Annotated in this window: 17 protein-coding genes; 8 read left to right on the forward strand and 9 right to left on the reverse strand. The window is 74.1% G+C overall.

Annotated features, from left to right (window positions below; all coding sequences use genetic code 11):
- Positions 1-144: 144 nt before the first annotated feature.
- Together AC07B0_RS39885 and AC07B0_RS39890 are read right to left on the reverse strand one after the other, a co-directional pair.
- Complete coding sequence (locus AC07B0_RS39885) at positions 145-1,551, reverse strand: NAD(P)/FAD-dependent oxidoreductase (protein WP_478900541.1); 1,407 nt, start codon at positions 1,549-1,551, stop codon at positions 145-147.
- 143 nt (positions 1,552-1,694) lie between these two features.
- Complete coding sequence (locus tag AC07B0_RS39890; protein ID WP_478900542.1) at positions 1,695-2,726, reverse strand: NAD(P)/FAD-dependent oxidoreductase; 1,032 nt, start codon at positions 2,724-2,726, stop codon at positions 1,695-1,697.
- Positions 2,727-2,792: 66 nt separating this feature from the next.
- Here AC07B0_RS39890 and AC07B0_RS39895 point away from each other — a divergent pair, with 66 nt between their 5' ends.
- Positions 2,793-3,278 (forward strand): nucleotide triphosphate diphosphatase NUDT15, encoded by a 486-nt coding sequence (locus AC07B0_RS39895; RefSeq protein WP_478900543.1) that lies wholly within the window; start codon positions 2,793-2,795, stop codon positions 3,276-3,278.
- Positions 3,279-3,349: 71 nt separating this feature from the next.
- Here the strand turns inward: AC07B0_RS39895 and AC07B0_RS39900 are convergent, their stop codons facing one another.
- The 4 genes from AC07B0_RS39900 to AC07B0_RS39915 all read right to left on the reverse strand — a co-directional run bounded on the left by AC07B0_RS39900 (position 3,350) and on the right by AC07B0_RS39915 (position 8,890).
- Positions 3,350-4,012 carry a GOLPH3/VPS74 family protein gene (locus AC07B0_RS39900; RefSeq protein WP_478900545.1) on the reverse strand — a complete coding sequence of 221 codons (663 nt, stop codon included), beginning with the start codon at positions 4,010-4,012 and terminating at the stop codon, positions 3,350-3,352.
- A gap of 237 nt (positions 4,013-4,249) precedes the next feature.
- Positions 4,250-6,346, reverse strand: coding sequence for an MDR family MFS transporter (locus tag AC07B0_RS39905; RefSeq protein WP_478900547.1), 2,097 nt, complete (start codon positions 6,344-6,346; stop codon positions 4,250-4,252).
- Between the two features lie 36 nt (positions 6,347-6,382).
- Positions 6,383-7,738: a 6-phospho-beta-glucosidase gene (locus AC07B0_RS39910; protein ID WP_478900549.1), complete on the reverse strand. Its 1,356-nt coding sequence runs from the start codon at positions 7,736-7,738 to the stop codon at positions 6,383-6,385.
- Between the two features lie 279 nt (positions 7,739-8,017).
- A complete protein-coding gene (locus AC07B0_RS39915) occupies positions 8,018-8,890 on the reverse strand; it encodes an MmyB family transcriptional regulator (protein WP_356877942.1) in 873 nt (290 codons plus the stop codon).
- Positions 8,891-9,223: 333 nt separating this feature from the next.
- On the opposite strand from AC07B0_RS39915, the gene AC07B0_RS39920 reads away from it, so the two are divergent.
- From AC07B0_RS39920 to AC07B0_RS39930, 3 genes are all read left to right on the forward strand, one after another.
- Positions 9,224-9,892: a helix-turn-helix domain-containing protein gene (locus tag AC07B0_RS39920; RefSeq protein ID WP_356877941.1), complete on the forward strand. Its 669-nt coding sequence runs from the start codon at positions 9,224-9,226 to the stop codon at positions 9,890-9,892.
- A 64-nt stretch (positions 9,893-9,956) separates the two neighbouring features.
- The gene (locus tag AC07B0_RS39925; RefSeq protein ID WP_356877940.1) at positions 9,957-10,514 is read left to right on the forward strand and encodes a toxin-antitoxin system, toxin component; all 558 of its coding nucleotides are present in this window, start codon (positions 9,957-9,959) and stop codon (positions 10,512-10,514) included.
- A gap of 13 nt (positions 10,515-10,527) precedes the next feature.
- Positions 10,528-11,703, forward strand: coding sequence for an MAB_1171c family putative transporter (locus AC07B0_RS39930; protein WP_478900551.1), 1,176 nt, complete (start codon positions 10,528-10,530; stop codon positions 11,701-11,703).
- Positions 11,704-11,758: 55 nt separating this feature from the next.
- Here AC07B0_RS39930 and AC07B0_RS39935 read toward each other — a convergent pair whose 3' ends face one another.
- The 3 genes from AC07B0_RS39935 to AC07B0_RS39945 form a co-directional block, all read right to left on the reverse strand.
- The gene (locus AC07B0_RS39935) at positions 11,759-12,535 is read right to left on the reverse strand and encodes a bestrophin-like domain (protein WP_356877938.1); all 777 of its coding nucleotides are present in this window, start codon (positions 12,533-12,535) and stop codon (positions 11,759-11,761) included.
- 93 nt (positions 12,536-12,628) lie between these two features.
- Entirely contained in the window at positions 12,629-13,210 is a 582-nt protein-coding gene (locus AC07B0_RS39940) for a hypothetical protein (protein ID WP_356877937.1), read from the reverse strand.
- Positions 13,211-13,417: 207 nt separating this feature from the next.
- Positions 13,418-14,338, reverse strand: a complete 921-nt coding sequence (locus AC07B0_RS39945) for a helix-turn-helix transcriptional regulator (RefSeq protein ID WP_478900553.1) — start codon at positions 14,336-14,338, stop codon at positions 13,418-13,420.
- Between the two features lie 205 nt (positions 14,339-14,543).
- Here AC07B0_RS39945 and AC07B0_RS39950 point away from each other — a divergent pair, with 205 nt between their 5' ends.
- The 4 genes from AC07B0_RS39950 (at position 14,544) to AC07B0_RS39965 (ending at position 19,665) form a co-directional block, all read left to right on the forward strand.
- Entirely contained in the window at positions 14,544-16,040 is a 1,497-nt protein-coding gene (locus tag AC07B0_RS39950; protein WP_478900554.1) for a M20/M25/M40 family metallo-hydrolase, read from the forward strand.
- Positions 16,041-16,093: 53 nt separating this feature from the next.
- Positions 16,094-17,566 (forward strand): YfcC family protein, encoded by a 1,473-nt coding sequence (locus AC07B0_RS39955; protein ID WP_356878010.1) that lies wholly within the window; start codon positions 16,094-16,096, stop codon positions 17,564-17,566.
- A 129-nt stretch (positions 17,567-17,695) separates the two neighbouring features.
- A complete protein-coding gene (locus AC07B0_RS39960; protein WP_478900556.1) occupies positions 17,696-19,018 on the forward strand; it encodes a sensor histidine kinase in 1,323 nt (440 codons plus the stop codon).
- The gene (locus AC07B0_RS39965) at positions 19,006-19,665 is read left to right on the forward strand and encodes a response regulator transcription factor (RefSeq protein WP_356877933.1); all 660 of its coding nucleotides are present in this window, start codon (positions 19,006-19,008) and stop codon (positions 19,663-19,665) included. The genes AC07B0_RS39960 and AC07B0_RS39965 overlap by 13 nt, the downstream gene beginning before the upstream one ends.
- The last annotated feature ends 27 nt before the right edge of the window (positions 19,666-19,692 follow it).

Below are 19,692 nucleotides of genomic sequence, written 5' to 3' on the forward strand. Positions count from 1 at the left end.
GCGGGCTTCCGCCCGGCGCACCGAGAGCACGCACCAGACGCCGCAGGGCCGCCCTCCGGGCGACGACGGGAGTTTGACGACAGGCCCTAGGCCCCCATGACCCGGGCCTGACGACCCGCCCCGGGGAACCCGCCGGCCCCGGCCTCAGACCGCGGTGAGCCTCTCCCACTCCGCCCGGTCCGGGCCGACCGCGTTCGGGGCGTAGTCCGGACGGGCCGCGAGCCAGCGGGTCACGCGGGCCCGGATCCGGGGGTCCGCGTAGGCCCGTTCGGGTGGTTCGGCCAGGTGCCGGACCTTGGCCCGGGCGCGCATCACCTCCGGGTCCTCCAGCGCGCAGTCGAACAGGGCGGACACCTCGCGGGCCATTCCCGTACGCCCGGCGCGGCTCGCGAAGCGTTCCCCGATGGCGGTGTCCGCGACGACCTGGAAGTCGAACCAGGGCTTCAGCGTACGCACGGCCCAGTCGTGGTGTTCGGCGGCGAAGCGGGCCGATCCCGGATCCCGGTGCGCCGACCGGGCCACCCGGTGCGCGGCCCAGAGCGCGAGCGAAGTGCCCTGCCCCAGCGTCGGGTTGGTGTGGGTGAGGGCGTCCCCGACCGGCACCAGCCCCCGCACCACCGGCCCCCGTTCGTCCGCCAGGGCGCTCCACCGGTTGTCGAGGCTCGCCATGGCCAGTACCCCGGACAGCGGTTCGGCGCCCGTCTCCAGCCAGGCCGCGCCGGGCGGGAAGGCGCGGGCCGCGGCGTCGAAGACGGCGGGGTTGCGCAGCGCGCCGCGGCTGGGGTCTTCGGTGTGCACGAACAGGGTCACGGCGAAGGTCCTGTTGTCGGCCGGGAAGACGGCGCAGCCCGCGAAGGCCCCGCCGGTCACGGTCCACGGCCGACGCGGCCCCTCCTCCATCCCGTCGGGCAGCCGGTACCAGCGGCAGAAGTACGCGAGCCCGGTGCGGTGCCGTTCCACGGCGGCGGGCCGGCAGCCGGCCGCGGCCAGCATCCGTTCGGCGCCGCCGCGCCGCCCGCCCGCGTCCACGACGAGGTCCCCCTCGTACGCCCCGATCCCCGTGGTCACCCCGGTCACCCGGATGCCGCAGCCGGGGCCGGCCCCGGGGTCGCCGACGGTGACGAGCCCGGCGACCGGTTCCCCGTACCGGGTGACCACACCCGGTTCGGCGCGCAGGGCCGTGGCCAGGGCGCTCTCCAGCACGATGCGGCGGGCCTGGAGCATGACGAGGTCCTCGTCGCCGGGCAGCGCGGGCGGACGTACGTCGAACCAGTCCAGCTCGTGCCGTTCCCGGGCGCCGAGCCGGAGCATCTCGGCGTGTACGTCCGGGAGTTCGTCGATCAGCACCTTGCGGGCGGCTCCGAGCAGCGCGTGCGGCTGGGCCGCCTGCGGTACGGCCGGGCGCCGCCAGCGGAAGAAGTCCCGGTCGAGGGCGGTGCCGGGGGCCCGGGTGTCCCGCTCGAACAGTTCGGCGGTGTGCCCCCGCCGGGCCGCGAGCAGGGCGGTGGCCAGCCCCGCGACCCCTCCGCCGATGACCAGCACGTGTGCCATGCGCGTCCCCCTGGGCCCGATGAACCGTACGACGATCACACCGCAGAGAGCCTGCACGGACGGGCGTCGAACAAAACCCGCACAGGTGTCCGAAACGTAGCGTTTGGGACCCGTCTCCGGCCCCGGAGCCGGAGCACTCGGCCCTACGGACCCACCTCCGGGCCGGCCCCTCGCCCCGCCCCCGCGCGCCACGCCGCGACCGCCTCGCGCGTCTCGGCCGCGATCAGGTCGGCGTTGATCGCGGCGGCCGCGCGCACGCCCTGGGCGGCCGCACCGGAGACCTGCTCCACGGGTGAGGTCACGTTCCCCGCCACCCACACCCCCGGCAGGGCCGTGGCTCCGGTCGCCGCGTCGGAGTCGACGCAGGTACCGATCGGCACCCCGTCGCGCTCCACGGTCGTCGTGGGCAGGCCCAGGCCCGTCAGCACCCCCGAACGGGCGGTGAACCGCGGAGCCACCACCAGCGCCCGGCACTCCAGGGTCCCGCCGCCGGCCAGCTCCAGCCCCGTCAGCCGGTCCCCGGCCACCGTCAGGCCCGTCACCTCCCCCTCGACCAGGGCGATGCCCCGTGCGGTCAGGGCCTCGCGGTCCGGGGCACCGGGCCGCCAGCCGTGCGCGACCAGGGTGACCCGGGGGCTCCACTGCCTCCACAGCTGCGCCTGGTGCACCGCGAGCGGGCCGGTCGCCAGGACCGCCAGGGGCTCGTCCCGCACCTCCCAGCCGTGGCAGTACGGGCAGTGCAGCACGTCCCGCCCCCAGCGGGCCCGCAGGCCGGGCAGCTCCGGCAGCTCGTCGACCAGCCCGGTCGCGACCAGCAGCCGCCGCGCCCGTACGGCCGATCCGTCGCCGCAGCGCACCAGGAAGCCACCGTCGTCCGCAGGCTCGGCGGCGACCGCCGTCCCCGCCCGCCCGGACCGGAACAGCGCCCCGTACCCGGCGGCCTCCTCCCTCCCCCGGGCCAGCAGCCGGGCGGGGCTCTCCCCGTCGCGGCCGAGGTAGCCGTGCAGGTGGGCGGAGGGGGCGTTGCGCGGGCTCCCGGAGTCGAGCACGAGAACGGACCGGCGGGCCCGGGCCAGGGTCAGCGCCCCGGCGAGCCCGGCGGCTCCGCCGCCCACGATCACCACGTCCAGCAGGTCCAGTAGTACGTCGGATTCGGTCCGCGTCACGTTGTCCATGGCCGCGAGGGTGCGCCGGGGGTGCGGTCCTTGACAAATCGGGTTGCCGAACCGGCAAATGGAACCATGACCGACGGGAACCAGCGCCCCGAGCGGGCCGCGCCCCGGCCCCACGCCGTGGTCGGCGTCGGGCTGATCGTGATCGACGCCGACGGCCGGATCCTGCTCGGCCAGGCCCACGACGGCCGCTGGGAGCTCCCGGGCGGCAAGGTCGACCCCGGCGAGGGCTTCGAGCAGGCCGCTTCCCGGGAACTGGCGGAGGAAACGGACCTGCGCGCGGCTCCCGGGTCGATCGAGGTGTTCGCCGTCGGGATCGGCCCGGCGCCCGGCCTGACCCGGCTGACGGCGGCCGCGCTGACCCGCTCCGCCGTCGGCACGCCCCGCGTCACCGAACCCGACAAGATCGTCCGCTGGCAGTGGTTCGCCCCCACCGGGATCCCCGCGGAGCTCTACGCCCCGTCGGCCGCCGTGCTCCACAGCTGGCGCGCGGACCTCACGGCCCCGCCGCCCGGCCCCTCGTATACCTACCGGGCCACGCCCGAAGCCGGCTGAGGCAGCCGGCCGGCCACCGAGTCGACCGCGACCACCGTGCCCGCCGGACAGCGGTCAACCGGGTCAGCCGGTCAGCCGGCAGCTGCGGCGAGCGTGATCACCGTGGCCGCCGCCATCGCCGCCTGCATGTCGCGGATGGCCACCCGGACGCTCTCGGCCGCCCACTGGCCCGCGGCTATCTCCGCCATCCTCGGGGCCACCGTCTTGCGCGCCAGCTCCGGGAACGCCAGCCGGTGCAGCTTCGCCGAGTGGAGCAGCGAGATGAGGCCCGCCGTCCGCTCGTCCGGCTCGGCGTCCCGCAGCACGGCGGCCTCGAGCCGGTCCCGCAGGGCGCGCTCCACGGAGCCGTCGGCCTCCGGGTAGCGGCGCTGCGGGAACACGCCGAGGACCTTGCGGACCTCCGTGCCGACCAGCCCGCGCGCGCCCAGGCTCTCCAGGGCGGCGGCGACGGCCTTCGTGTGGTCCTTGGTCAGCCAGTCCGTCACCCGGCGCTTGTCCCGGCCCCGCAGCCAGGTGCCGATCAGCAGGATGCGGCCGTCCAGCAGCGGTTCGCCCGTGGGGGTGGGGTCGACGAGCTGGAGGTACTTGCCCGTCACCGACACCCGTTCCGCCATGACCAGTTCGAGCAGGATCCCGCCCGCCACGGCCCAGCCCGCCGCCTGCCGCTGCTTCGCCGCCCCGGACTCGTCGTCCAGGGACAGCAGCATGATCTCCTCGGCCAGTGTGATCGTCATGCCCGGTCCCCCGTCGTTCGTTCGTGTGACCCGGCACGGTGTCCCGGCCCCGGTGCCCCGTCTGCGGTGCCCGTCTGCGGTGCCCGTCTGCGGTGCCCCGTCCCCGGCTGCCCCGGCCCCAGTGCCCCGCGCCCCGTTGTTCCGTTCCGGCGTCCTCGCTCCGGCGTGTTCCGCCCTCGCGCTTCTCCCCCGAAGACGTCCGGCGGCCCCCCGGAGTTCCCCCGGAGTTCCGCCCGGTCACCCCCGCGGTACCGCGCGTGGCGCGAAGTTGCCGTCGCCCAGGTCTTCCGCGAGCAGCCGCTTGGCGATCGCGTCGGCCGCCGCCCGCAGTTCGGCGCTCCGCGGCCGGCCCCGGTCCTTCTCCAGCTGGTCGCCGAGCCAGGCCGCCCACGCCGCCGAGATGACGCCGGCCTCCCTCACCCCGGCCGGGGTGAGGGAGAAGAAGGTGCCCTCGTGGGTGAGGAAACCCTCCTCCACCATGCGGTCGAAGACCGGGAGCAGGACCTCGGGCGGCAGGGAACGCCGCCCAGCGATCAGGCCGATGCTCGCGTGGCCGACGGTCCGGGTCATCAGGTCGACCTGCATGACCGTCCACGCCCCCGCCATGTCGAGCCGGGTGTCGGAGGAGTTCACGATCGCGCGGGCCGTGTCGGCGCCCATGGTGCGCACCAGTTTGCCGACCGCCAGCTCCAGCAGTTTGGCCGAATCCCCCGAGGCCGTGGCCGGGGAGGCGAAGCCGTCGCCCATGTCGGTGGACCCGGCGCGGGCGCTGTCGCGCAGGTGGACCTGCTTCAGGAACAGGGCGACGACGAAGCCGACGGCGGCCACCGGCACGGTCCACAGGAACACCGTGTGCAGGGCCTCGGTGTAGGCGGCGATGACGGGTTCCGCCTGGGCCGGGTCGAGACCGTGGACCCCTTGGGGGCTCTGGGCGGCGGTGCCCAGCCGTACCGGGTCGGTGCCGGTCTCCCGTGCGGCCTCCGCGACGGCGCGCCGCAGCGCGGGTTCCAGGGTGTTGGCGTAGATGGTGCCGAAGACGGCGGTCCCGAAGGCGCTGCCGAGCGTACGGAAGAAGGTGACGCCGGAGGTGGCCGTGCCGAGGTCGGCGTAGTCCACGGTGTTCTGCACGGCGATCGTCAGGACCTGCATGCTCAGGCCGATGCCGACGCCGAGTACGAACATGTACAGCGATTCCAGCCAGGTACCGGTGCCGGGCCCCATCGTCGACAGCAGGTACAGCCCGCAGCCCATCACCGCGGAGCCGACGATCGGGAAGACGCGGTAGCGACCGGTCTTGCTGGTGACGTTGCCGCTGAAGACGGACGCGATCAGCAGGCCGACGACCAGCGGCAGGGTCCGGACGCCGGAGACGGTGGCCGAGTCCCCGTCCACGAACTGGAGGTAGGTGGGCAGGAAGGTCATCGCGCCGAGCATGGCGAAGCCCACGACGAAGCTGAGCACCGAGCAGACCGCGAAGACGGGATTGCGGAAGAGCCGCATCGGCAGCATCGGTTCGGCGGCCCGGACCTCCACCCGGCAGAACAGGGCCAGGGCCAGGGCGCCGCCCACGAACAGGGCGATGATCACACCGGAGTTCCAGGCGTACTCGTTCCCGCCCCAGCTCGTGCCCAGGATCAGCGCGCTCGCGCCGACGGACACGAGCGCGATGCCGAGGTAGTCGATCACCGGCCGCCCGGCGACCCGTACCGACGGGATGGTCCGGGCGGCGGCCACGACGACCAGGATCGCGATCGGGACGTTGACGTAGAAGCACCAGCGCCAGGTCAGGTGGTCCGTGAACAGCCCGCCGAGCAGCGGGCCGATGACGGTCGCCACGCCGAAGACGGCGCCGATCGCGCCCTGGTACTTGCCCCGTTCGCGCAGCGGCACCACGTCGGCGATCAGTGCCATCGCGGTGACCATGAGCCCGCCCGCGCCGATGCCCTGGAGGCCCCGCCAGAGGATGAGCATGGTCATGTTGCCGGCCAGACCGCAGAGGAAGGAGCCGGTGATGAACACGACCGCGGAGATCTGGAAGATGAGCTTGCGGCCGAAGAGGTCTCCGAACTTGCCGACCAGCACCGTCGCGACGGTCTCCGCGAGGAGGTAGGCGGTGACCACCCACGACATGTGCGCGGCGCCGCCGAGGTCCGCCACGATGGTGGGCAGGGCCGTGCCCACGATGGTCTGGTCGAGTGCGGCCAGCAGCACGCCCAGCATGATCGTGCCGAAGACGACGTTGCGCCGCCGCCGGTCGAGCACGGGGGGCGCGGCGGCCGTGGCGGGGGCTGTGGTCACATCTCGCACTCTCACAGCGCCCCCGCCGCCCCGCATGCGGCACGAGGCCGTACGGGTGAGCCCGGCGCGGGATCAGCGCAGGTAGGCGAGCCCCGGGTGCTCCGCCGCGTAGCCGTCGAGCAGCCTTCTGGCCACGCTCACGGAATCCACCAGCGGGTGCAGGGCGAAGGCCTTCACCGCGTCGGCCCGCGATCCGCTCTCCGCGGCCGCCAGCACCTCGCGCTCCACCGCCTTGACCGAGGTCACCAGGCCCACGGCGTGCAGCGGCAGGGGGTCCACGGCCACCGGGTGGGCGCCGTTCGCGTCGACGAGGCAGGGCACCTCGATGACCGCTTCCGCGTCGAGGACGGAGAGGGTGCCCCGGTTGCGGACGTTGAGGATCAGGGTGGTCCGCTCGTCCCGGGCGATGGCCCGCATCAGGGCGAGGGCGACCTTCTCGTAGCCGCCGGACTCCAGGTCGCTCTCGTCGCGCTCGCCGACGCCCGCCGCCTCCCGGTTCTCCGCCATGTACGTGGCCTCCCGCTCGGCCCGCGTCCGGTCCCAGGCGGCCAGGGCCGCTGCGGCGGGTGCTCCCGGGCGGCCGGCCTCGGCGTAGAAGCCGCGCTGCTGGTCGCGCAGGAAGGCTCCGCGGGTCTGCTTGGCCTCCTGGTAAGCCCGTACGGTGTCACGGTTGAAGTAGTAGTAGTGCAGGTACTCGTTCGGGACCGCCCCCAGCGAGCGCAGCCATTCGGCCCCGAACAGCCGGCCCTCCTCGAAGGACTCCAGCGCCTCGGTGTCGGCGAGCAGCCGGGGCAGTTCGTCGCGGCCGGCGACGCGCAGGCCGCGCACCCAGCCGAGGTGGTTGAGGCCTACGTAGTCGATCCAGGCGTCCTGCGGCCGGGCGCCGAGCAGCCGGGCGATCCGGCGGCCGAGCCCGACGGGCGAGTCGCAGATGCCGATGACCCGGTCGCCCAGTTCCTCCGCCATCGCCTCGGTGACCACGCCGGCGGGGTTGGTGAAGTTGATGACCCAGGCCTCCGGGGCCGTACGGGCGATCCTGCGCGCGAGCTCCCGGGCCACCGGCACGGTCCGCAGCCCGTACGCGACCCCGCCCGCGCCGACCGTCTCCTGGCCCAGCACCCCTTCGGCCAGGGCCACCCGCTCGTCCGCCGCCCGCCCCTCCAGGCCGCCGACGCGGATCGCGGAGAAGACGAAGTCGGCTCCGCGCAGCGCCTCGTCCAGGTCCGTGGTGGCGGTGACGGCCGGGGCGTCCGGCACCCCGGCGGCGGCCGCCTGGCCGGCGAGCACCCGGGCCATGGCGGTGAGCCGGCCGGGGTCCTCGTCGTAGAGGGTCACGTGGGACACCCGGCCCTCGGCGTGGTCCCCGAGGAGTGCTCCGTAGACGAGCGGGACGCGGAATCCGCCCCCGCCGAGGATGGTCAACCGCACGCCTCTTACCGCCTTTTCGCCGTCTCCGCCGCCAGCGCCGTCACCGCCGGGCGACCCGTGCCGGGGCCGCTTCCGCGACCCTACGCCGCCGCCCCGCGCCACGAGCCGCGCCCCGACCGGTGCTCCAGCCGCCGCGCGGCCCGCGCCCGGGGCCGGACGCGAACGATGCCACGGTCCGTGGCATCCGCGCGTGACGCGGATCGTGGCACGGATCGTGGCATCCACGCGGCGGGCGCCCCCCGCCGCGGCACACGGCCGGGGCCCCGTGGCCCCGGACGGTCAGTCGTCCAGGGACGGCACGGCGCGCAGCCGCGCCCCCTGCTGCTGCGGGATCCCGCCCCCGCCGCGCACGGGGCCCGAGGGCAGACCCTGCGGGGTCGAGAGCACGAGGGTGACGCGGGTGAGTCCCATCGCCTCCAGCATGCGGCTGGATTCCGCCACCATGCGGCACCGCACCACGCCCCAGCCGGGGTCGGGGTGGCGCACGGTCCGCACCGCTCCGTCCTGTTCGGCCGCCGCTTCCCCGTGGGTGCTCAGCCAGTGCGGGACCCCGTACCGGTAGGCCGCCTCCATGAACGGGTCGCGGGCCACCTCCTGACGGATGCTCCGCAGCCCCTCGTCCTCGGGCGCCGCGGCCAGGGCGGTCGCGAACTGGGCCAGCAGCGGAACGCACCAGGCCGGTTCGTGGTCCTCCAGTACCGCCGCGGCGTCCGGGTGGAACAGCACGAAGCGCAGGAAGTTGTCGTCCGGCAGGGCCGTCGGGTGCGGGCGCACCGACTGGAAGAGCCGGTCGAAGGCCGAGTTGGTGAGGGCCACGTCCCATCGGTGGTCCACCAGGAAACTCGGGTAGGGCACGGCCTCCATCAGGGCCGCGTAGTCGACCAGGTAGTCGCGCTGGGCCGGGTCCTGGGGCAGCCGGCTCTCCTCGGCCGCGCGCCAGGTGGGCGGCGGGTCCCGGTCGACCATGACCCGGAAGAGCCAGAAGCACTGCCGCTCGCTCATCTCCAGGGCCTCGGCCAGCGCGAGGAGCTTGCGGTCCGTCCATTCCTTGACGAGCCCGCGTTCCCAGTTCCCGTAGGCGCGCACGCTGATGCGCAGGCGTGACGCGATGTCCTCCTGGCTCAGCCCCAGTTCTTCACGACGCTGGCGCAAAATCTCCTTGCGCCGTTCCGACCGCACTGCGCCACGGGCGGACTCTTCGCCCGCCAGGCGCTCCTCACCGGCTCGGACGAGGCCATCGGACGGGCCCACCGCTGCGAGATGTGGCACCGAGAGCTCCCCCTCCTCACGGTCTGGATCTTCATTTCCGTGTGGCGATCCTGCTACCGACTTCATTCGAGTGTCAACTATTGTGGCAATTCCAGCCCGGCGACAGCTCATTCCCGCCACAGCTGTGGCAAGTTCTAGCTCTCCCGAGGCAGACCGGATAGATTCCCTGAGGCCGACACGTGCCCACTGACCTCGCGCGATCTAGGAGAACCACTGGTGACAGACGGCTTCCCGGCTCCCGTCGCGGTGGCCAACGCGCCCCTCGCAGCGACCGTCACGCGGGTCGCCGAACTCGCGAACAAAATGGGCCGCGACGTGAACCAGGTCTTCGACCTCCGCCGCCTCTCGGATGCCTCCGGGGTCCCCACGGACGTGGTGCGGACCCTCCTCGACGGCCGCCGGGCCGGCGAACCCGACCTGCAGGCCCGGTTCCTCCAGCGCCTCGACCTGCTCCGGCGCACCCGGGTCAAACCCAACGGCCGCCGCTACACGCAGCAGGAGATCGCGGACGGCGCCGGAATGTCCCGGCAGCAGGCCGGCGCCCTGATCAACGGCGACCGGCGGCCCACGATGGAGCACTGTGACGCGATCCAGCGCTTCTTCGGGGTGCACGCGGGCTTCCTCACCGCCCACGACGCCGACGCCCTCACCGACGCCCTCCAGCGCACCGAGCAGCAGCTGCTCCAGGACTTCGCGGGGCGCGAGCGGCAAACCGTACCGGCGGAAGCCGCTTCGGCGGGCGATCCGCTGGCAAGACTCCTGCAGAACCACGGTGTACGGGGCATCGCCTGGCGCGCCGCCCAACTGCCCAGCGACAAGCACCGGGACAAGGTGACCGAATGGCTGGACATGCTTCTCGAAAGTGTCAAACCGAACGAATCATGACCCAGTCGAAAGTCTGGATCTGATCCTTGAATCCTGATCCGGATCCGCGCCGACGGGGAGAACGGTGAGCATAGGCAGAGCGCAGCGGCGGTTGTGCACGGAACTGGTGGCCGGTATCAGGCTGACCGCGCCCGTGGAACCCGTGGACCTCTACGCCGCCCTCTGCGAGGGCATGAGCAAGCACCGAGGCCGCCGGGTGGACTTCCGTATGGCTGCGTTCCCGCAGGGCACGGCCAGCGGCCTGTGGCTCGACATGGCGGACCGCGATCTGGTGGTCATCGAGGAACGCACGGCTCCGGACCACCAGCTGGTGATCCTCGGCCACGAGCTGTGGCACATGAAGGCCGGACACTGCAGCCACCACGTCGACGGCGCGGCCGTCGCCGCCCGCCTGCTCACCGACGAGGCCGACCTCGGCGAGACGGTCCGCCGCTTCGCCGCGCGCACCCGCGCCGACGTGCAGGAGGAGACCGAGGCGGAGACCTTCGGCTTACTGCTGGGCAGCAGGTGCCGCACCTGGCTCGCCGGTTCCGCCGGGCACCGGGCCCCGGCGCAACGCGACGAACTGGCAGGTCGGATCGAGACCTCGCTCGGCTACCGGGGGCACAGGAAAGAACGTTGAACAGGAACCACCGTTGAAGGGGCAGGACTACTACATCCCGGCAGCCGCGATGGCGATCTCCCTCGTCTTCAAGCTGCCGGCCCTGCGCAGCAACTGGCGCGATCCGCTCCTGCGGTCGGTCTGCGTCCTGCTCATACTCGCCGGTTCGGTCTTCACCTTCGCCGCCCCGCCCACCATCGAGGCCGTCAACCGCTGGACCGGGATCCCCAACCTCTCCGCCCCGCTCGTGTACTGCCTGATGACCGCCTTCAGCGCCTCCTGCCTGGTCCTGGTGTTCAACTGGCGCGGCGGCCCCGCGGAGGAGATCCGGACCACCTCGCAGCGCTGGATCGCGGGCTACTCCGTCGTGATCGTGGCGATCATCGTGCTGTTCCTGCTCGGCGACGTGCCGGAACAGCGGCTGCGCGACTTCGACACGCACTACGCGAACACCCCGTACATCCGCGTGATGATCGCCTTCTACCTGCTGGCCCACAACGTGGCCGCCATGACGATGGTCGCGATGTGCTGGCGCTGGTCCCTCCAGGTCCGCGGCTGGCTGCGGACCGGGCTCGTGACCATCGTGTCGGGGTACGCCTTCAGCCTCACCTACGACGCCACCAAGTTCGCGGCGGTCATCGCCCGCTGGACCGGCAACAACCTGGACGACCTGAGCACCTACGCCGCCCCGCCGCTCGCCTCTGCCGGGGCACTGGTCAGCGCGGTGGGCTTCGTGATTCCGCTGGTGTGCCAGCGAGCGTCCGACCACTGGCAGACCTGGGCGACGTACCGGCGGCTCGGCGCCCTGTGGCACGAGGTGCAGAGCACCGCGCCCAGCGGTACGCCCTCGGTGCGGATGTCCTGGTGGTCGCCGGCCGAGATCCGGGTCATCCAGCGGGAGTCGGACATCCACGACGGGTTCCTGCGGCTCGGCCCCTGCTTCGACCGCCGGCGGCGCGAGGAGGCCTACGAGCGGGCCCTGACGGAGGGCGCGGACGAGGTGACGGCCCGCGCGATCGCCGACGCGGCGATGGTGGCGGCCGCCGTCCGGGCCTGCGCCGCCGAACCCGGCGGTCCGGGGGACGACGACGCGGAGCAGGTGCTCATCATGGCCGACGGGCCGCGCGACCTCGTCCGGATCTCGCACGCCCTGCGGCATTCTCCGCTGGTGGCGGCCGCCCGGCGGCACGCGGCCGTCCCGGGCGGCTGATCCCGCCGCGCGGGCGGGCCCCCGGCCGGGGACGGCGGCCCGGCCGGGACGCGGCTCAGCGGGACGCCGTCACCGACACCGCCGGGAACAGGTCCTGGAAGGGGCCGGCGGAATCGATGCCGTCCCGCCCGTACGGCGCGTCGAAGCTCCACACCATGAACAGCAGGAACACGATCAGCGCGCTGAACAGGCCGGCCAGCAGCAGCTCGCGCCCGGAGCGTCGGATCTGCAGCGTGAAGATCAGCCCGATCGTGACGACGCCGCCCACCACCAGGCCGACCCACACCACCCCCGGCAGGGTGGACCCGGAGCTCTGGGTGCGGGAGTGCCGGGCGTCGTCGGCGGTGGCGATGTGGTCGAGCAGCGGCTGGTAGGCCTGCGCCTGGAGCTCGGTCGCCGGGCTCTGGTGGGTGACGTCGCCGCGCAGCTTGCCGAGGAGCCGGGCGCCCTCGGGCGAGGCCGCCTCGCCGGAGGTCAGCAGCGGCCAGTCCACGTCGACGGTGTGGGAGACGTACGCGTCCACCTCGCCGCGGATCCGGTCGCGGACGGCGGCCGGGTAGACGTCGGCGCGCTGGGTGACCTCGTACAGGGACTGGGCCTCGCGGCGCACGCTGTCCTCGGCGGCGCCGCGCGCCTCCCAGACTCCCGCGATGGCCAGGCCCAGCACGATCGCGTAGACCACCCCGACCATCATCGTCATGTACTCGATCACGTCTGGGGTTTCGCTGGTGTCCTCGTCGGCCGCGGCCCGGCGGTGCCGGATCGTGGTGATGGCGAGGACGACGGCGCAGACGAGCGCCATGGCGATGGCCAGGACCAGCCATTCGGACACGAGAAATCTCCCGTTCGTGGGTGCGGTGGTACGACGAGGGGCGGGCGGAGCCGGAGGCCGCTGGGCGCGGCTTTCGGGCGGGGCCGGGGGCCGCTAGGCGCGGCTCTTGGAGCGGGGGCGCAGCGCGGCGGCCGCGAGCACGGCGGGGGTGGTGACGACGGCCATGAGCATCATGGTCCCGAGGCCGTCCGGGCCGCGCCGCTCCAAGGCCGCCGAGTGGTACGGGCGCATGTGGAAGGCCCTGGCGGGCGCGGCGGCGGCTCTGGGCCGGGGCGGGGCGGAAGCATCGGCCGACGCCTGCTCCGACGGCCCGACGGCCTCCGGCGGAGCCTGGCCGGGCTTCGGATCGTCCCCCGGCACCGGGGCGTCGGGCCCCGGCAGGGCGGGAGCGCCGGGAAGGCCGGGGGCCCGCCCGGGGTGGTGCACGGTGGGCCGCCCCGCCGGGGACACCGTGACCCGGGGCGAAGGCGGCACCGGGGACGGCGCCGGGGGCCGCGCCCGGGGCGGCTCGACGGGCCGCGGCGGGACCGAGGGGGGCCGGGGCGTTCCGCCGGGCACGCACACGTCCACGCGGGCCCCGTGGCCGTGGCCGTCGCCCGCCACGGCCACGTGGCCGTGCAGGGGGCAGAGCACCGCCACCAGACCCGCCCCGGCGAAGTACTGCCAAGCCGTCACCGCGGTCCTCCCGATTCGGCAGCCGATATGAGGGTTACGGCTGAAGAAACGATCAAGGGACGGGTTCGACACGCGGCAGACAGGTCAAGATCTTTGTCCGAAACCCCTTCCGGGTCCACGGCGCGGGGCGGACACCGTCCGCGGGAGCCGCGCCCGGGCCCGGGGCCCGGCACTCGGCCGGGTGCGGGGCGCGCCGCGCGGCCGGAGCTACGCGCGGCTGTCGCTGGTCGTGCCCGGCGGCCGGGCAGGGCTCCCCGGAGCGGCCGAGGCCGTGCCCGCGAGGATGCGCAGCGCCGCCTCGGAGGGCGAACCGGCCTCCGCCGTGTAGGTGATCAGCGTCTGGTCGGGATCGTCCGGAAGGCTGAGGCTCTCGTACGCGAGGGTGAACTCGCCGACCAGCGGGTGCCGCAGGTGATAGCCGCCGTGGGTCTTCTCGGCGACTTCCTGGGCCTCCCACAGCGGACCGAACTCCGGGCTGCGGTCGCCCAGTTCCTCGATGAGCGCGGCGAAGCGGGCGTCGTGCGGATGGCGCGCGAGGTCGTAGCGGAGGTAGGCGACCAGGTCCCGCGCCTTGGTCTCCCAGTTGACGAACCGGCCGCGCACCTCGGGGTGCAGGAAGACCAGCCAGGCCTTGTTCCGGCGCTCCGGCGGCAGCGCGGCGAAGTCGGTCACCAGGGTCGCGAAGAGCGGGTTCCAGGCGAGGACGTCGGTGCGCCGGCCCAGGACGAAGGCGGGGGTGTCGGGCATCGACTCCAGCAGCCTGCGCAGACCCGGACGGACCTCCTGCACGTCCTCGGGGGCGGCGGCCCCGGCGGCCGCCGCCGACGGGGCGCCCCGGCCCGCGTTGCGCACCAGCCGGGTCAGGTGGTCCCGCTCCGCGGCGTCCAGCCGCAGGGCGGTGGCCACGGCGCCCAGGACGGCCTCGGAGACGTTCTCGGCGCGGCCCTGCTCGAACCGGGTGTAGTAGTCGACGCTGACGCCGGCGAGCTGCGCCAGCTCCTCCCGGCGCAGGCCGGGCACCCGGCGGCGGCCGCCGAAGGAGGCCACCCCGGTGTCCTCGGGGCGAATCCGCGCACGGCGGGACCGCAGGAAGTCGCCGAGTTCCGCCTTGGGCCCTGTCCGGTTCATGTCCGAGATCCTATGCACGTCCGGTGATGGGTACCGGCCGGTCCGGGACCGGCGGGCGCGCCCTCTTACGACTATCCCCCTCATCCTCCCCCCTTCACCCTCCTGGCTCATTCCGTCACGCCGCCCCCGGCCGCCCCGCCCATGATCGGAGGAGCGAATCCGCAGCTCAGCGGGGACCGGACGGGCACCAGAGGGACGGTGGCGGGTGGAAGCAGACGGTCAGGACGCCCTCGCGGCGAGGACGGACGCCCTCATGGACGGCCTGCGGGCCGATCTGGAACGGCTCGCGGCGATCCCCTCGGTCGCCTTCCCCGGATACCCGTCGGAACCGGTCGAGGAGGCCCACGACCTGGTCGTCTCCCTCCTGCGCGAGGCCGGTGTCAGCACCGTCGAGCGCATCGACCTCCCCGGTACCGCCCCGGTGGTCTACGGCGAGGTCCCGCCGCCGGACCCGGCGGCCCCCACCGTCCTGCTCTACGGGCACTACGACGTCCAGCCCGCCGGCGCCCCCCACCTGTGGCTCTCGCCGCCCTTCGAGCCGACCCCCGTACCGGGCGGCCTGCGGGCCCGCGGCATCGCCGACGACAAGGCGAACGTGATCGCCCACATCGGCATGCTCCGGCTCTACGGCGGCCGCCCCCCGGTAGGCCTGAAGATCGTCATCGAGGGCCAGGAGGAGTACGGCAGTGCCTTCGACGACTACCCGCCCTCCGACCCGGGGCGCTTCGCCTGCGACGCCATGGTCATCGCCGACCTCGGCAACCTGCGCCCCGGCACCCCCACCCTGACCACGGGCCTGCGCGGCGCCTGCGAGGTGACCGTCGAGGTCCGCACCCTCGACGCGCCCCGCCACAGCGGGGAGTTCGGCGGCGCGGCCCCCGACGCCCTGCTGGTCCTGATCAGGGCCCTGGGTACCCTGCACGACGCGAACGGCGACGTCGCCGTACCGGGCCTGTGGCGCGAGCCCTGGGAGGGGACCGGCTACACCGAGGAGGAGTTCCGTGCGCTGGCCGCCGTACCGGAGGACCTGCCGCTGATCGGCAGCGGCTCGCTCGGCGAACGGCTCTGGAGCGGCCCCGCCGTCACGGTGATCGGCCTGGACGCGCCGGCCGTGGACCACGCCGCCTCGGCGGTGGTCCCCTACGCCCGGGCCAGGCTGAACCTCCGCTTCCATCCCCGTCAGGACCCGGTGGAGGCCCGCGCGCTGCTGGTGGCGCACCTGCGTGCGCAGCAGCCCTTCGGCATCCCGCTCACGGTGACCCCGGGCGACACCGGCCCCGGCTTCGAGGCCCGCACCGGCGGCCCCGCGTACCGGGCCGCGCTCACCGCGCTCAAGGAGGCCTGGGGCACGGAGGCCTCGTACGTGGCGACGGGCGGCTCGATCCCGCTGGTGAACGGCCTCGCGAAGGCGGCGCCCGGGGCCGAGGTACTGCTGTTCGGCGCCCAGGACCGCATGTGCAACCTGCACGCCCCCAACGAACGGGTGCTGCTGTCGGAGCTGCGCGCCACGGTGATCGCGCTGGCCGCCTTCGTACGGGAGTACGCGGCGGACCACCGGACGGCCGCCCGCCCGCCGGAGGTCGGCGGCGCCGCCGACGACGACCGGCCCGAGGAGCACCGGTTCGCCGACCACCGGCCCGAGGACCACCAGGGCGCCGGCCACCGGCGGGAGGGCCGCCGGGCGGCGGAGGACGCCGGGTGACCACCACCACGCCGCAGGCCCCCGAGCAGGAGCCGCCCGCACCGGCCGGGCGGATGGCCTTCCCCAGCGCCCTGACCGTCCTGGCCCTGGTGACGGTGGCGGTCTGGCTGCTGGCGTTCCTCGTCCCGGCCGGGCAGTACACCCGCGACGCCGACGGCGTCCCGGTCTCCGGCACCTACCACCGCGTCGACTCCACCCAGAGCTTCACCGACCGGCTGAACGACCTCTTCCTGGCGCCCGTCAACGGCCTCTACGGCATCCAGGACACCGCCACCGGCGAGGTCGGGCCGAGCTTCACCGGCGCGCTGTACGGCAGCGCCGGCGTCTTCCTGTTCGTCCTCGCCATCGGCTCCTTCATCACCGTCGTCTTCGCCACCGGCGCCCTCGACCGGGGCATCGCCCGCCTGGCCCACCGGCTGCGCGACCGCGGCGCCCTGCTGATCGCCGCCGTGATGGTGGTCTTCTCCGTCCTCGGCACGGTGGAGGGCTTCGCCGAGGAGACCCTCGGTTTCTACGGCCTGCTGGTGCCGATGATGCTGGCCCTGGGCTACGACCGGCTCGTCGCGGCCGGCACCGCCATCCTCGGCGCGGGCATCGGGGTGCTCTGCTCCACCGTCAACCCCTTCGCCACCGGCGTGGCCTCCTCGGCGGCCGGCATCTCCCTGGGCGACGGGATCCTGTTGCGCTCCGTCATGTGGGTGGTGCTCACCGCCGTCACGGTCCTCTACGTCATCCGCTACGCGCGGCGCGTCCAGAAGGACCCGGCGAAGTCCCTGTGCGGGTTCCTGCCGGGCGACCGCATGCAGAAGGCGAGCGCCGACTCCGTCGAGGAACCCGAACTGACGCGCCTGCACAGGACCGTCCTCGTCCTGCTCGTCCTGGTCTTCGGCTTCATGATCTTCTCGGTGGTGCCCTGGTCCGGCGCCCTCACCGGCAAGGCGGACGCCGCCCCGTACGGGTGGGAGCTGGACTGGTCCTTCCCGCAGCTCTCCGCGCTCTTCCTGTGCGCGGCGGTGCTCGTGGGCCTGGTGGCGCGGATGGGCGAGGCGCGTCTCAGTTCGACGATCATCCAGGGCGCGGCCGACTTCATGTCCCCGGCCCTCGTCATCATGCTGGCGCGCGGAGTCACCGTCATCATGAACAACTCGAAGATCACCGACACCGTCCTGCACTCCATCGAGGGCGTGGTGGAGGGCGCCCCGTCCAGCCTCTTCGCGGTGATCGTCTTCGTGGTCAACCTGCCCCTCGCCTTCTTGATCCCGTCCACGTCGGGGCACGCCACCCTCGCGATGCCGATCCTGGCGCCGCTCGCCGACTTCGCGGGCGTCTCCCGCGCGGTGGTGGTCACGGCCTGGCAGGCGGCCAGCGGCTGGATGAACCTGTGGGTGCCCACCACGGCCGTCACGATCGGCGGCGTGGCCCTCGCCAAGGTCGGCTACGACAAGTACCTCCGTTTCGTCTGGCCCCTCCTGGCGATCCTGTTCGTGCTGATCTGCGGCTTCCTGGCGGTGGGCGCCGCGATGTGACGGGGTGCCACCCGCCCGCCCGGACGGGTCGTACGTAGGCTTGGCCACGGCCCACGGCCACGCGCCCACAGACCACAGAAACGGCCCACGGCCCACAGCCGTTCGACGCCGCCCCGTGCGAGGAGACCCATGCCCCGGCCCGCCCCCTCGGAGGAATTCGGCGACGCACCGGACGGCGAACCGCCCGTGGCCGTGTGGGGGATGCTGCGGCGGCCGGTCCGGTTCCTCCGCTCGTGGTGGCCGTGGCGGTGCTGGGCGTACCTCGGGAGCGGGGCCGTCCTCGGGTACGCGGTGCTGATGGTCCTCGCGGCGCTCGTGGGGCTCGGGATCCTGCTGTCCGTGGCCGGGATCGGGCTGGTGCTGCTGCTCGCGGCCGTGTCCGCGGCGGTGCCGCTCGGGAAGCTGGAGCGGGGCCGGCTGCGCTGGGTGGAACCCCTCCCGGTCGCGGATCCGCACACCTCGCTCGCCGGGGCCGGTGTGGCCGCCCGGGTGCGGACGCGGATGCGGGAGCGGGCCACCTGGCGGGAGTTCGGGTACGCCGCCCTGCTGGGGCCGGTCTTCGGCGCGGCCGGGTTCGGGGTGCTGACGCTGCTGGCGTTCTCGGCGATCCTGGTGGCCACGCCCGTCATCGTGTGGGCCATCGCCCCCGACACGGTGATGCTGATTCCCGGCCGGCCGGTCGCCGGTCCCCTGGAGGCCCTCGCCGCGACCGCCGTCGGGCTGGCGGGGCTGGCGGTGTCGGCGTACGCGGGCGCGCTGCTGGCCGGGGCTCAGGTGAAGACCGCCCGGCTGCTGCTGGGCCCCCGCGAGGAGGACGGCCGGGTGCTGGAGCTGACCCGGTCCCGGGTCCGCCTGGTGGACGCCTTCGAGGCGGAACGGCGGCGGATCGAGCGGGACCTGCACGACGGGGCGCAACAGCAACTGGTCGCGCTCAGCATGACGCTGGGGCTGGCCGAGCTGGAGCTGCGCAAGGTCCCCGGGTCGGCCGGCGCCGCCGCGCTCGTGAGCCGGGGGCGCGGCGAGGCGAAGCGGGCGCTGGAGCAACTGCGGGACCTGGTACGGGGGATCCACCCGCAGGTGCTGACCGACCACGGGCTCGCGGCGGCCGTGGCCGAGGTGGCGCTGCGCCATCCGGTACCGGTGAGCGTCGACCTGCCGGTGCCCCGGCTGCCCGAACCGGTGGAGATCACCGCCTACTTCACCGTCACCGAGGCCCTCGCCAACGCGGCCAAGCACAGCGGCGCCTCGCGCGTCGGCGTCGCCGGTAGGGTCGAGGACGGCCGGCTCACCCTCACCATCAGCGACGACGGCCGCGGCGGGGCGGATCCCGGCGCGGGGGCGGGCCTGGCGGGTCTCGCGGACAGGGTGGCGATGTTGCAGGGCAGGCTGATGGTCTCCAGTCCGGTGGGCGGGCCGACGGAACTGAGGGTGGAGGTCCCGTGCTCCGGGTGATCCTCGCCGAGGACTCCGTCCTGCTGCGGGCCGGGCTGACGGAGCTGCTGACGCTCGGCGGGCACCGGGTCCTGGCGGCCGTCGGCGACGCCCCCGGCCTGCTGGCGGCGGTGGCGGCCGAGCGGCCGGACGTGGTGGTCACCGACGTGCGCATGCCGCCCGGCCAGCGCGACGAAGGGCTGCGGGCGGCCCTCGAACTCCGTTCCCGCGACGCCTCTTTGCCGGTGCTGGTGCTGTCGCAGTACGTGGCCACCGCGTACGCCGCCCAGCTGTTCTCCGGGGGTCCCGCGGCCGGGCTCGGCTACCTCCTGAAGGACCGGGTCGGAGAGGTCACCGAGTTCCTCGACGCCCTCGGGCGGGTCCACGCCGGGCAGACGGTCATCGACCCGGAGGTGGTCCGCGTCCTGCTCGCTCCCCCGACGGGCGACCGCCCCCTCGGCCGGCTCACCCCGCGCGAGCGGGAGGTGCTGGCGCTGATGGCCGAGGGGCTCAACAACCAGGCCCTGGCCGAGCGGCTGTTCATCACCGAGGCCTCGGTGGTCAAGCACGCCGGCAGCATCTTCTCGAAGCTGGAGCTGGACCCCACCGAGGGCAACCGCCGGGTCCTGGCCGTACTCGCCCACCTCCGCGGCGCCGGACAGCCGTAGCCGCGCGGGCCCCGCCGGGGCGCGGTC

The organism is Streptomyces sp. NPDC044704, from assembly GCF_056433525.1.

Excerpts from the sequence above, each read along its gene's own strand:
- AC07B0_RS39885 (WP_478900541.1), bottom strand. The coding sequence starts at position 1,551 with ATGGCACACGTGCTGGTCATCGGCGGAGGGGTCGCGGGGCTGGCCACC.
- AC07B0_RS39895 (WP_478900543.1), top strand. The coding sequence starts at position 2,793 with ATGACCGACGGGAACCAGCGCCCCGAGCGGGCCGCGCCCCGGCCCCAC.
- AC07B0_RS39890 (WP_478900542.1), bottom strand. The coding sequence starts at position 2,726 with ATGGACAACGTGACGCGGACCGAATCCGACGTACTACTGGACCTGCTG.
- AC07B0_RS39905 (WP_478900547.1), bottom strand. The coding sequence starts at position 6,346 with ATGCGGGGCGGCGGGGGCGCTGTGAGAGTGCGAGATGTGACCACAGCC.
- AC07B0_RS39955 (WP_356878010.1), top strand. The coding sequence starts at position 16,094 with ATGGCCTTCCCCAGCGCCCTGACCGTCCTGGCCCTGGTGACGGTGGCG.
- AC07B0_RS39900 (WP_478900545.1), bottom strand. The coding sequence starts at position 4,012 with ATGACGATCACACTGGCCGAGGAGATCATGCTGCTGTCCCTGGACGAC.
- AC07B0_RS39960 (WP_478900556.1), top strand. The coding sequence starts at position 17,696 with ATGCCCCGGCCCGCCCCCTCGGAGGAATTCGGCGACGCACCGGACGGC.
- AC07B0_RS39945 (WP_478900553.1), bottom strand. The coding sequence starts at position 14,338 with ATGAACCGGACAGGGCCCAAGGCGGAACTCGGCGACTTCCTGCGGTCC.